Source organism: Cerasicoccus sp. TK19100 (assembly GCF_027257155.1).
Classification (GTDB): Bacteria; Verrucomicrobiota; Verrucomicrobiia; order Opitutales; family Cerasicoccaceae; genus Cerasicoccus; species Cerasicoccus fimbriatus.
The window spans coordinates 366,414-379,756 of sequence record NZ_JAPWDU010000006.1 but is presented as its reverse complement, the minus strand read 5'-3'; the positions used below and the strand labels follow the sequence as shown (position 1 = coordinate 379,756).

The following is a 13,343-nucleotide window of genomic DNA, read 5'->3' as shown; positions in this document are numbered from 1 at the left end:
GATATATGTCCCCGCTAACGCGCCGCCAACAGGTAACGCCCCAGAATGCGACGCGACATCACCGGATGATGCGGCTCCAGCGCGACCACCGGTTGCTCAAAAGCATCGGTCGGCATTTGGCGTTTGTCAGCAATGATAAAGCTACAATCGGCTGCGTCATGCGCATCGTGCAACTGGAGGCCCAAGCTGGCAAGGTTGCCCCGCACCGCTTGTGCCCAGGCCGAGTCATCCAGCGCGACGCCGACTTGCTGGCCAGCCAGCTCCTCGAAGCCAAGCTCCTTGAACAGGCCCTTTTTCTTGGAAGAGGTCAACGGGAGCGTTAATTCAAACAACGCGCCGTGACCGGTATTGGTGGCGATCACGTCGCCACCCATTGCCTTCGCCATGCGTTTAACAATGGCTAGCCCCAACCCGGCACCTTCTTTGTGCCGCTGCTTAACGTCGCGCACGAAAGGCTCAAAAATACTATCCAACATGTCCGGCGGGATGCCGGGCCCGGAGTCTTCCACCTTGAAGCGCACCATGCCATCGCCATCGGCCAAGACCGTCAGCGTGACCTCGCCCGCTTCCGTAAACTTGATCGCGTTGCCCATCAGGTTGAGCAGGATTTGCCGCAGCTTTTCCGGGTCGCCCACCATATCGCCCGCCAAAGGGGCCTGGATGACACTGAGCAGGATCAGGCCCTTGCCGCGCGCACTGGACTCCAGTAGCTCCATCAACGGGTCGGTCACGTCGTCAATGAGGAAATCAATTGCCGCAATCGCGATGCGCCCCGATTCGATTTGGTCGATCCGCAGTAGCTCGTCCACCATCCGCAGCAGCGACTTCCCGGCGGAGCGAATCGCCATCAGGCTACCGCGTCGCTCGATGTCTTTTTCATCATCCAGTAGCAGTTCGGAGAAGCCCAGAATGCAGTTCAACGGCGTGCGCAAGTCATGGCTCACCTGTGCCACGAATTGACGCTTGGCACGGTTGGCCCGCTCCGCCGCATCCTTGGCCTCAATCAGTTGCAGACTGGTGCGCTCATGCTCCTTCACCTCGTTGCGTAAACGCCGGTTGAGCCGCCACAAAGGAAACAACACGCAGAAGGCAATTACCGCCAGCAGTACCGCCGCGCCCGAGCTGATGTAATACCAGGTCAGGTCCGGCTTCAGGTTTTTCCGATACAGAAAGCCATCCAGCGAGATCGCATCACGGAGCATGCCCAGCTCAATAAAGGTATCGCGAATGTGCTCCCAGCGCCCTTCATACATGTATCCGATCGGAATCAGCTCCGGGTGCATCAGGTCGGCCATGCCCTGCGCTTCGAAGAGCAACGCCTCGCGAGAGGACTTGGTGGGCCACTTTTCAAGGATCAGGTCCACGGCTTCCTCCGGATTCGCCATGGCATCCTGCCAGCCCTTCAACGTGGCCGCGTAAAAACGTTCCACCAGTTTGGGGCGTTCCTCGATCATCGACTTTGTCGTAAACAGACAGTCGCCATAAAAATCCACTCCGCCCGAACGCGGGCTGAAATAAAAATAGTCAATCCCGGCCTCCTTCAAAAAGTAAGGCTCAGTCGTCGAGTAGGCCGACATCGCATCGACCTCACCGGAGATCAGCTCCTCCACCCCGGAGGTGTGCTGAAGATACTTCAGCGAGTCCGCCGGCACACGCTCGCGCTTGAGGTAGGCGTAAATTTCGCTGGCCTGCGGCTCGATCATGACCCGTTTGCCCACGAGGTCCGACACGTCACCGAGGCCGGATTCCTTCGTGGTCAAAATCATATATGGCGAGTGCTGGAAGATCACGCCCAGCACTACCACCGGCTTGCCCTCGGCAAAAGCCAGCAGCACCTCCGGCGTGCCGATGCCGAAGTCTGCCCGCCCTTGCAGCACCACGTCCTCCGGGTCCACGTGGGAGCCGCCCTCGATTAGCTCCACGTCCAAGCCGACATCGCGATAATAGCCCTTTTCCAAGGCCGTGTAAAAACCCGCAAACTGAAACTGATGCAGCCATTTGAGCTGCACGGTTACTTTTTCCAGCCGCTTTTCTTCATGCGGGCCATCATCGTGCGCGAGCAGCGCTGGCGAACACAACAAGCACACCAAGGTCGTCACTAAAAACGACCCCCGCCAAACGATTAGGCATTTATCTATCAAAAAACGCATGCTTTACCCTATTATCAATCGGCCACAATGGTAGATACTCAAGTAAATTCTACCATCGCCTATCATCGCACTCAACCCGAAAACCCCACATGATGAAGAGCCGCCACCCGGCATACTTATTCCCCGCGCACTGTCCAGGTATGGCCTGAAAAACATTCCCTAATCCAGTTTACAGCGGGCCAATCACGACTATGGTTAAGAACAACCACCTATGGCTCTAGAAGAATCGATTATCGAATTACTGGGGAAAAAAGATTATTCCCCGCTACGCCAGGACGAACTGTCTGACGCCCTCCTGCTCCGCAAAACCGAGCGCAAGCAACTGCGCCGAACCCTGCATAAACTGCTCGACGAAGGCGTCATTGCCCGCGTCAAGAAAGACCGCTTTGTCCTCCCCAAAGACGCCGACCTCGTCGCCGGCGACATCAGTTTCCGCCAGAGCGGCTCCGCCCGCGTCTTCCCCGAGCAAAAGCCCGGGCAGGCCACCCGTGAGCCCCTGGAGATAAAAGCCGAAGACACCGGCCTGGCCATGCACGGCGACAAGGTCCTCGTCCGCGTGGATGACTTTGAAAAACGCTTCCACGGACGCGACCGCGGCAACCGCCGCCGCAGCCAGTTTGACAACATGCAGTTTGGCCGCGTTATCCGCATTTTGCAGCGCAAGCGAGAGACCTTTCCCGGCACCCTGAAACGCTCCCGCATGTTCTGGTATGTCATCCCGGACGACCCGCGCATCATCCAGGACATCCTCGTGCCGCCGCCCGAACAGGCAACTTTTCTGCCGCGCCCCAAGGAGGACGACAAGGTCATTGTGCGCATGCTCGAATGGCGTCAGCGCCACCTCAACCCCGAGGGCGAAATCATCGAAGTGCTCGGCCAGACCCACGAGCCGGGTGCCGAGTTCAAGGCGTTGCTGCACAAGTTTGACCTCTCCCCGGAGTTCCCGCAGGCCGTCAGCGAGCAGGTGCTCGAAGTCTCGCCCAAGGTCACCAACAGCGACATCGGCAACCGCTTTGATGCGCGCAAGATCTTTACCTTCACCATCGACCCGGACGACGCCAAGGACTTCGACGACGCCCTTTCCATCGAGTATAAAAAAGGCGGTGGCCTGAAGATCGGTGTGCACATTGCCGACGTCTCCGCCTACGTGAAGCACAACACGCCGCTCGACCGCGAGGCCCAGAAGCGCGGCAACTCCACCTACCTCGTCGGCTGCGTGATCCCCATGCTCCCGCACGCGCTCTCCAACGGCATTTGCTCGCTCGTCGAGGCCGAGGACCGCCTCGTGAAAACGGTCTGGCTGGACTTCGACGCCAAGGGCGCTCTGCGCAAAAAGTCGTTCTCCAATTCCGTCATCCGCTCCAACAAGCGCCTCACCTACGCCCAGGCCCTGGCGCTGCTCAAGCAAAGCGACTTGGAGAAAATCCGCGCCACGCCCCTGCCCGCCGCGCACCAAACCGGCTCCACCGGCCGCGCGCTCAACGAGCTGCAAGACAACGAGCTGGAAGACCTGCAAAAGGGCGTCCGCGCCCTGTGGAAAGTTGCCTCCAATCTGCGCCGCGATCGCTTTAAAAAAGGCAGCCTCGAGCTCGATATGCCCGAGGTGAAAATCTACGTCGATGAGGACGGCTACGCGGACAAAATCGTCCAGCACGAATACGACGAGAGCCACCAGCTCATCGAGGAATACATGCTCCTGGCCAACGAAGTCGTCGCCAAAGAGTTATCCCACGCGCAGCTGCCTTACCTGTCCCGCGTTCACGACGAGCCCGAGCCCGAGAAGCTTGATGAGCTCCGCCAGCAAATGGCCATCGCGGGCATCAAATGCGGCGACCTCACCAAGCGCAGCGAAGTCACCAAGCTGCTCAAAGCGATCAAAGATCATCCGCAGGGCTACACGCTGCGCATTAGCTTTTTGCGCAGTCTCAAGCAGGCCTGCTACCGCGCCGAAGCCGACGGCCACTACGGCCTGGCCAAGCAATTTTACGCGCATTTCACCTCGCCGATCCGCCGCTACTCGGACCTGATCGTGCACCGCATTTTTGACTTTCACCTGGTCAAATCCGGCAACGACAGCGCCCCCTCGCGCCCGCCCAAAATCTACGCCAAGAACGAGCTCGACCGCCTCGGCGAGCACGTCTCGATCACCGAGCGCAACAGCCAGGAAGCCGAGCGCGAGTCGAACAAGATCAAGCTCCTCGAATACTTCGAGCGCGAGGCCGAGCGCCCCGAGAAAAACGAGTTCGACGCCGTCATTACCGACGCCCGCAACCACGGCCTCTTCATCGAGCTCACGCAAACGATGGCCTTCGGCATGGTCCACATTTCCACCTTGCAGGACGACATTTACCACGTCGTCGACGGCGGCCAAGCCTTGCTCGGTCGCAAGCAGCAAAAGCGCTACAGCGTCGGCGACAACGTCAAGGTGGTGATCGAACGCATCGACCGCTTCAAGCGCCAGATGGACTTCCGCCTCACCGACCAAATCGAGGACAAGCCCCGCCGCGGCGGCCGCGGTGGCCCACCCCGGGGCCGCAGCCAAGGCAGCCGCAGCTCAAGCAGCCGTAGCCAAAGCAGTCGGGGCCAAGGCGGCCGCAGCCAGGGCAGTAAAAGTAGCTCCAGCGGCAAGAGCAGTCAGGCAGGTAAGCGCAACCCTAGCGGCAAAAGCAGTCCCGGTGGCAAAAGCGGCGGCCGCGGCCAGCGCAAGCGCAACAAGTAGCCGCGCCTCGCCCACCCCCTGCTCGCTCCCACCAACGCAGCACCGGGCCACGGAAACACTCCAGCCAACCGAAGCAACGGAGGCAACCATAGCAACGGAGGCAACCATAGCAACGGCACCAACTGAAGCCATGGTGCCAACGGAAGCAACCGAGCCAAAATAGCGTTTCCCTACGCTGTGTTTTGCAAAAGCCCTATGCTTCTTTTCCGAAAAGCCTACTGGGGCTTTTTCAAAAAGCCCTATGCTATGTTTTCAAAAAGCAGCATGCTGTGTTTTGAAAAAGCCACTACTGTTGTTTCCCCAACACAACCACTGTTGTTGCGTCAACATAGCCACTATTGTCAGAGCAACAACAGTGGCTATGTTTTTAATTCTCCGCAGTAGGCAATTTCCGTTGACCAGCACGGCGTCGGTTTATGTTCCATGAGCTGCTACTCAATCATTACCATCAAGTCACGAACCGAAGAACCAAACAAAACCAAGATAAACCAGCTCATAACAAGTTCAAACCTTGACCAACATGACCTTTACAGCCACTCTCGCGCTACGAAACACACCCTGCATGCAGCCAGTTCGTAAGTTTAGAGGTGTGATCGATAATACTGTTCAGAAATAAAATTATGAAACTCACATTACAACTCGAAGACTTGCAGGATGCACTAAAGCTCGGTGCGATCTCTCCGATCGTTGAAGAAGCTCAAAAAACAGTCCATATCAAACGGGGAACTGTTGAAGTCGTGGAATACGGAACAAAAATCGGAATATATAATGACCTCGGAAAGCTAAATCAGTTCTTCGTCTCGCTTGGTGACGTAGACACTATAAGAACTGATTTTATCATGCGCATGGAAGCCTTCAACCTAGTTGGCGATATGTTAGCCAGCAGCCCAACCTCAACGACTTTCACAACAGGAACGAAGAAAAATGGGTATAAGAGAATATTTATCGATGAGATCGAAAAGCGGAAGGCAATACTCTTTGATAGCACTGATGAGTTCATTGAGTTTGGGCTATCCAGCGAGACCAAGTGCAAGATCGAATACCTAGAAAGCAAATAATCTGAACCAGTCGATTGTCTCAATTCCTTTCGCGCTCCGCGCTTCAGTCTTGAGACATCTCTAGGTTGTGCAAAAAATGAAAGCTAAAGTCTTTATTAGTTGCGGCCAGGCATCAGCCGATGAACGAAAGGTCTCAGAAGAAGTTGCCTCTTGGCTGCAATCTGAAGGCTATGAGCCATATGTCGCGATCAAGGTTCAAAGCATATGCGATTTAAACGCCGGAATCATCGGAGAACTTAAGAGTTCGGATATTTATCTCTTTATCAATTTCCAGAGAGAAAAAGTTATTGGAGCTTCGGGAGAATTCAACCGAGGTTCAGTTTACACGAACCAAGAGTTGGCAGTTGCTTACGCTCTCGGATTCGAAAAACTCTTGGTAATCAATCAGAAGACGACAAAAAAGGAGGGTGTCCTTGATTTCATTGTATGCAATACGCCTGAGTTTGAGCGTCCTGACGAGGTGCTTGGAATCGTAAAGCAAGCAATTGTTGATGCTCGATGGAGCAGTAGTTATTCTCGTCACCTCCGACTGGAAAAGGTCGAATGGGGACCAAATGTGCGCTATGGTGATCACACCGGAAATCGCTTGGTCCGAGTATTATATGCGAAGATCAAGAATCCAAGAAGTGATATTGGAGCATCCGATGCAAGCGTTCGCTTGGCGCATATCAAAAATATTTCAGACGGCTCATCAACGGAGTCGCCAGATAGAAGTCCTTTAAAGGTTACTGGATCAGGCAGCTCATACGCTCAAGCAATTTTCCCTGTTTCTGAAGGAAGCGTCGATCTCTTGGCGGTGAACCTTGAAAACCAATGCGAAGTATTTCTCAATAGCCATCTCGACGTTGTGCCTCGAATGCCGATTATTAGGGGCATTGGAAGTTATGAACTAACATTTGAAGCATTTGCCTTTGGGTTTCCGATTAGGCTATTCCGAATTAAAGTGGAATTAACCGGCAGTATTGATTCAACAACTGCTGTTATCGTAGTATAAAATTACAATAAAACGCTTCTGGACAACGTCCCAAATGCGCAGGAAATACGAATCGCGCTACTTTTTCAGCGGGTAGAACTTCACCCAGTCGATGTGGTAGTCTGCGTCTTCCTGGGTGGGGCCGTGGATCCACTTGGGCATCGTCCAGGAGTTGAAGAACATCTCGTAGCCCTCGTTGGCGTAGACCTCCTTGGTGTATTTCCACTCGTGCAGGAACTTGCCGTCGATGTGCCAGATGATGCGGTCGGGCAGCACGTCGAAGCCCCACTCGTGGTAGTCGTCCGAGGGGTTGAAATCCAGGGTCGGGTTGATGCTGAGGTAATTGTCAAAACCCTTGGCATGGATCGCGAGGTGGACCGCGCCCTTGTCCTTGCCAAAGGTGTAAGAGAGCAGCTCGATATCGATCTCGAAGCCGGTGCCGTCGTTGTCTGGTTTCTCGGTGGTCAGATCGTCCCAATCCTTCGTGAACATGCTATTGAGCGCGCCGGGAACATCGGTGGGCTTCAGGCGAGCCACCCAGCGACCATAGCCGAATTCACGCGCACTCTGCAGGGAGCCGCCCAAGTAAGGAGGGCCGCCCTTGAGGATCGTTTGCACGAGGTTTCCGGAATCGTCGACGTAGCAGCGCTCGGGGCTCATCAGGGTGCCGTTTTGTTCCCAGCTCGCTACGCGCCAAGCGCTTTTGTTCGGCCAGCCGGGGTCAAAGTTATCGACAAACGACGGCTCGTCGGCAAAGCCACCTTCGGCCAAGGTCGCCACGGGCGGTGCGGTATTCATGTAAAACGGCTTCACTTCGGCGGTGATCTTCTCGTACTCCATCGCCTCATGGCCGGTGCCTTGTTTCGCTTTTGGCGTGAGCGTGACGATGCCCGATACGGTCTTGTTTTTCCACTCGCCATCGGGTGACAAATACAGGGCCAGGCTCACACTTTTCAGGTTGGGCTTGGTCTTCGATATGGTGACGTTGAACTCGAATGACTTTGGTGCCGTAACATCCTCATTGATATTGAGCAGTTGCAGGAAGCCGCCGAATGCACCGCTGTCCTTCAGCCAGTTCGCATTCATGACGAGCTTCGTCGGCCCGTCCACTTTCAGCACGTCGACCTTGACCGGGAATGCGACGCCTTGCTCATATTCCGTTGGCGCGGTGACCTTTGCCCAGTCACCAAGGGTTATTGTTTGCTCCGCTTGTACTCCTGAAACGAGCAACAACAATAGGGTAAGGAATCCGAGGTAACATTTCATACGACTCAGCTTCAACGCGCCAAGAAGTGAAGTCAAGAACCTCAATCATTCTAATGATCGACATAAAGATGCACTAATCCGTTATATTCTATATTTCGCTTGATTGCCGGAATGGCATCCCAGCCGTTCAGCAAAACGCTATGCATTTAGAAAAACCACGAAGGAGATTGCCGCCGAACGCTTACGCTAATTACTGTGGGTAATATGCGTAAAGCAGTCGCCTGCCTGTTATAATGATCCTGCAAGTGCTTGCCATCAGGACAAAAATCACTAAATAAAATTCAAACTATTGCTAATGAAAACTCTCATCGTGACATCCCTTATTGCTGCAGCCGCGGCCAGCAGCCAAGCAGCCTTAATTGCACAGTATACCTTTGCGGGCGCATCGCCGTTGGCGACTAATGTTGACGCCAACGTTACCGCGAATCCTTTCCTCGTGACGAATGGCGCGATTTCCGGAACGACTAACGCAGCCTATATCCCTACCAGCAACACTGCCTCCACGCAAAATGCTGCTTTGGACGGCCCTTCCTACTTCAACATGCATGTCGAAGCGGCACCGGGATACACGCTCAACCTGGAATCCATCGTTTTCGACTACGGCTCTTATGCCAACGGTGCCTCCTTCAATTACAGTGTCTACCTGCAGTCCGACCCCTTGGGTCTAGGAAGTGGATCTAGCGTGATTTTCACCAATTCGCTGGCGTCCGGTAGCGGCACGATCATGAACACTGACCAGCTTGTGTCGCTCGCTGGCTCAGAATACCAGGACATCACCGCCATCACTTTGCGCTGGTCGTACTCCGACTCCATCAATGTGAGTGGCTCGAACGTTCGCTTGGACAACGTTCGCCTGAATGGCACTGTCACTGCGATTCCTGAGCCTTCGCAGGCCATCGCATTCCTAGGCCTCACCAGTCTGGTAGCTCTACTTTACGTTCGACGCCGTCGTTCTAAGCGCGAGCAATAAACGCCACTATTCTTTAGCTCCATGCGCCTGGCTCACGCGGGCAGCAAAGCGCTGCGCCCAGGTGTCGATGGCTTGCGCGATGTCGCCCCATTTGTTGAGACTTTGGCGGACATCCAGCTTCTTGCCCGCGAGCGTGTCGATCACGGCAGCAACAGGCTCGCCGGTGGCGGAGTCGATCGCCTCGGCTTCAATCGAGATCGTGCCCACGCCCATATTTGCTTCGCCCGTCGCGGACTTTACGCCATCCACGATCCGCGCATAGGGAAAGAACGAGCCAGCATACTTTACCGGATTGCCGGGGACCACGTTGACGATGGCAATGCGCAGCACGGCAACGCCCTCGCCTCCCTCGGTTACCACGGAAAAGCCCTGCGCTTCGAGGGCCTTGGTCAGCTCGTAGCGGAAGTAGTCGGTGAGCTTCTTAAGATCGTCCGGGCTAACCGCTTGAAACTGCGCATCCTTGGCCGGGTAAACCACGATGGGGGCAATGGCGAATTTCTCATAGGCGGCCAACGGTGCGGGCTTGTCGGTCCAGACCCAGGCACCGGTGTCCGGGTCTTCTTTGAAGCCCTCGTAGCTGGGCAAAAAGCCGGACTTCGTCATCGGCGCGGCGCGGGTGGGCGTTAGCTCGGAAATGCCGTCTTGGATCGGTGCCTTGACCGCGCCCACGATTGCCTCGGCCGGCCCCGGTTGGTCGTCCGAATCGGTGTCCAGCGGCGCAGTCGATGACAGTCGCGAACTGCTGTCGGTGATGTTCTCCGTGCGTTCATTCAGGCGGTCCTGAATATTAGAGAGAATGCCGGCACCCGCGATCAGCGGGGCCAGCACGAACAAGGCAATGGCAGTCGTTGGGCTTTTCATTTTTAAAACCCATATCACAAGCCGTCGATGGCGCAAGTTCGCGAATCTCCCGCATCGGATTTTGGCTAGCCTGCCAACTTTTACCGCCCCGATTTAAAATATAGTCCGTCGCCATTAGCTCCAACCGATGTTCGCGAAGAACATTTCACTCTGATTGAGTTGATCGAAAACCAAAGGGCATTGAGCGCCAACGGCGCGAGTTCATACTAGCCTAGGGTCAGCGCAAGTCGCAACGCGACAGAAGCGCAGCCCTAGGAACCAAGCGAAACGAATAATTCGAACCCTGAAAGGGTGGCCTCAACACCCGTCAATGAAGCCGTGCTTTCAGCACTCAAAGATTTTAGGTCATTCATTCTTCCTGGGGCTGCGTTCAGAGCATCGCTCTTCACTGACCCCAGGCTATTATGAAACCGCGCCGTTGGCGCTTCGATAGTCATTGTAAGTTGCCCCCCTGCCCGCTCACTCCGCAGCCTGTTGCGCCGAGAGTTCCTGGGCGGCTTTCGCGAGCTCGACAAATTCCGCACGATGGCCTCCGGGATCGGTGCCAATGGTCTGGCGGGCGCGCTCGATGAGGCCGGCCCAATTGGCATTACCCGCGTGCGGTGAGTCGCGCAGCAGCAGGCCAAACTCCACGACGGACGAGGCGAACTGCAAATCACTGCTCACGGCCAGGGCCTCCGACGGGCCGTCCACCACGGTGCTAAGCAAGGTCGACGTATCTCCATCGGGCTGTTTGTAGCGCAGCTTGACGGTTAGCCATTCGTCGCCAAAGACGTTCTCTGATTCGCTGGCAACCGGCGCTTCCTGGTATTTCAGCGCGTCGACAGAGTCCTGCGGTAAGGCCGGGCTATCCACGCCGACGGGGACGATTTCGTAGAGCGCGGTAACGGTGTGTCCGGCACCGATCTCGCCCGCGTCCTTGGTGTCGTCGTTGAAATCCTTGGCGGCGAGCATGCGGTTTTCGTAGCCGATGAGGCGGTAGGCCGCGACGTTGGCCGGGTTGAACTCGACCTGGATTTTTACGTCCTTGGCAATGGTGAGCATCGTGCCCGCGAGGTCCTGGCCGAACACTTTGCGCGCTTCGCGGATGGTGTCGATGTAGGCGTAGTTGCCGTTGCCGGCGTTGGATAGCGACTCCATCATGTCGTCCTTCAAGTTACCCATGCCAAAGCCGCAGATGGAAAGGAAGACGCCGCTCTTAGCCTTGTCTTCGATGAGCCGGGTCAGCTGGCCGCGGTCGCTCACGCCGACGTTGAAGTCGCCGTCGGTGCACAGAATAACGCGATTATTGCCGCCCTCGATAAACTTCTCCTGCGCGACTTGATACGCCAGCTCAATGCCCTCCCCCCCGTTGGTCGAACCGCCGGCTTTCAGGTTGGCCAGCGCGTGCTGAATCGTCTCCTGGTTGTCCGCCGTGGTCGATGGCAACGCGAGGCCGCTGCTGCCCGCGTAGACGACAATCGCCACACGGTCTCGCCGGTCGAGGCGCTGAGTCAACCCCGTGAGCGCCTGCTTGACCAGGCCGAGTTTGTTGGCGTTGTTCATCGAGCCGGACACGTCGATCAGGAAAACCAGATTGCTCGACGGACGCTCCTCCCACGGCATTTCGTAGCCCTTCAGGCCAATGCGCACGAGGTAGTGTTGCGGGCTCCAAGGCGCGGGCGCGACCTCGGTCGTGACCGAAAACGGATGCCCTTCCCCGGCGGGAATTGGGTAGTCGTAGTCGAAGTAATTGATCATCTCCTCAATGCGCACGGCGTCCGGTGGAGGCAGTTGCCCACCCCGCAGCATGCGGCGGACGTTCGCGTAGCTGGCCGTATCCACATCGATGGAAAAGGTCGACAGCGGCTCCACCCCCGGCGAGGTGAATTCATTGTCCTTAATGAGATCGTAGCCTTCGCGGTTCCATTGCTGTTCGCCCGGAATCACCGCTTGAACTTCCTCCAGTCGACTTGGTAATACTCTGTTTCGCCTTTTGGTTTGTACCTCACCTGGCCCCGGCGCGGCATAAACAAAACCAGTCAAGTTGGTGCCTTGTTGATCGGACCAGTCACGCCGGGCATCATTTGTCGCATCATAGGCAAAGAGCGCGCCTTGTTCATTGGCTGTCGCTCCGGGGGGAGTCGATGCCTTTTTATCTACTCCAACATCACCGGAAATTCTACTAAGATTGGAACCCTCAGCAGGCATGATTTGTGGTCTAGACCACGAACGCGACACCTCCTTAAGCATGGCCTCTCTTGAGTCTGCGTTAGGCGGAGGTGGTTTTGGTGCCGGAATATTCTGTGCAACAGGCTTCTTGATTCCATTGACTGTCGCACCGGGCATTGCCACATCGGCCAGCGCAATTGGGCCCTCGGAAGAGGCTTGATTCACTATCCGTGCGCCAGCGCTGGTCAATGCGACTTTCGCTTTCTCGGTTTGAAGCTGCCCTTGTAATTCCGCGTAAGCAGATTCAGCCTCGACCAAACTTTGTTGCTTGGCTCCCAGCTCTTCGGAACTAAACCCAAGACGCTTGAACTTGTTGCGGTAAACACTCACGTCGGCCCGCAATTCTTCGACTTTCAAGCGCTGCTGATCGGCGCGAGCACGCAGGTCTTCGACTGCCCGCATACTGGTTTCGATATTTAACTTTATACTGTAATTTAGGTATTCGTCGGCCAGGAGATTCGCAAGTGTCGCTGCCAATTGTTCATCCGGATGGCGGACGTTGATATCGATAAGATATGACTCACGCTGAGTATCAAGCGATGTGCGCTTCATGATCTCAGTAGCCGCTGAAGCAACCCAGCCGTCACTTAACAGATCGTTCCCCGAAAGCTGTTTCAACTGCTCTAGGGTGAGTCGGTGCGCTACGTTTTCGGCCAACTTTTCACTGCCAAGAATGTTTAACTGGGCGTTGAAGTTCTCGGACGCAACTAACACTGGCTCATCCAACCTGTCGGGGCGCTCGATTTGAATAGTCACCGTCGCCGTCGGCTCCGGTTCGCGCAGAGTCCACCAGCTACCAATCGCCACCAGTCCCATCAGGACAAGCGTAGCGGCGATGGCCATGACGGGAGAGCTGCGCAGGAAGAGCATGACGCGGTTGGGCGGCGTTGGCTTGGCGCGTTCGAGGATCGCTTTTTCGTCAACGGCGGTTGCGGAGTCGGCTTCAGCGCCAAAGGCGGATTCGAGCAGCTTGGCCGTCTGGCGGATTTCCTCTACGGCAGCTTGGAAATCCGGGTCGTCACGATGTTCGCGGACAAAGTTTTCCGCGTCGGCATCGAGCGGTTCACCTAAGGCGTAGGCGGTGAGACGTGGGTCGTTTGGATCAAAATTCACGGTGATCAAAAAGTTGAAGGTG

Annotated in this window: 8 protein-coding genes; 4 read left to right on the top strand and 4 right to left on the bottom strand. The window is 55.9% G+C overall.

The genetic code is table 11. The annotated features are described in order from the left end of the window. Positions 1–14 precede the first annotated feature (14 nt). The gene (locus O3S85_RS16605) at positions 15–2,150 is read right to left on the bottom strand and encodes an ABC transporter substrate-binding protein (RefSeq protein WP_269541888.1); all 2,136 of its coding nucleotides are present in this window, start codon (positions 2,148–2,150) and stop codon (positions 15–17) included. Between the two features lie 211 nt (positions 2,151–2,361). Here O3S85_RS16605 and O3S85_RS16600 point away from each other — a divergent pair, with 211 nt between their 5' ends. From O3S85_RS16600 to O3S85_RS16590, 3 genes are all read left to right on the top strand, one after another. Continuing rightward, a complete protein-coding gene (locus O3S85_RS16600; RefSeq protein ID WP_269541886.1) occupies positions 2,362–4,869 on the top strand; it encodes a ribonuclease R family protein in 2,508 nt (835 codons plus the stop codon). A gap of 620 nt (positions 4,870–5,489) precedes the next feature. After that, entirely contained in the window at positions 5,490–5,927 is a 438-nt protein-coding gene (locus O3S85_RS16595) for a hypothetical protein (protein WP_269541884.1), read from the top strand. A 76-nt stretch (positions 5,928–6,003) separates the two neighbouring features. After that, a complete protein-coding gene (locus tag O3S85_RS16590; protein ID WP_269541882.1) occupies positions 6,004–6,921 on the top strand; it encodes a hypothetical protein in 918 nt (305 codons plus the stop codon). A gap of 57 nt (positions 6,922–6,978) precedes the next feature. Here O3S85_RS16590 and O3S85_RS16585 read toward each other — a convergent pair whose 3' ends face one another. After that, entirely contained in the window at positions 6,979–8,166 is a 1,188-nt protein-coding gene (locus tag O3S85_RS16585) for a glycoside hydrolase family 16 protein (protein WP_269541881.1), read from the bottom strand. A gap of 295 nt (positions 8,167–8,461) precedes the next feature. Between O3S85_RS16585 and O3S85_RS16580 the strand changes: the two genes are divergently transcribed. Next, positions 8,462–9,136, top strand: a complete 675-nt coding sequence (locus O3S85_RS16580) for a hypothetical protein (protein ID WP_269541880.1) — start codon at positions 8,462–8,464, stop codon at positions 9,134–9,136. A 6-nt stretch (positions 9,137–9,142) separates the two neighbouring features. Here O3S85_RS16580 and O3S85_RS16575 read toward each other — a convergent pair whose 3' ends face one another. Next, positions 9,143–9,997 (bottom strand): DUF3313 domain-containing protein, encoded by an 855-nt coding sequence (locus tag O3S85_RS16575; protein WP_269541878.1) that lies wholly within the window; start codon positions 9,995–9,997, stop codon positions 9,143–9,145. 459 nt (positions 9,998–10,456) lie between these two features. Continuing rightward, positions 10,457–13,321, bottom strand: coding sequence for a YfbK domain-containing protein (locus O3S85_RS16570; protein WP_269541877.1), 2,865 nt, complete (start codon positions 13,319–13,321; stop codon positions 10,457–10,459). Between the last annotated feature and the right edge of the window lie 22 nt (positions 13,322–13,343).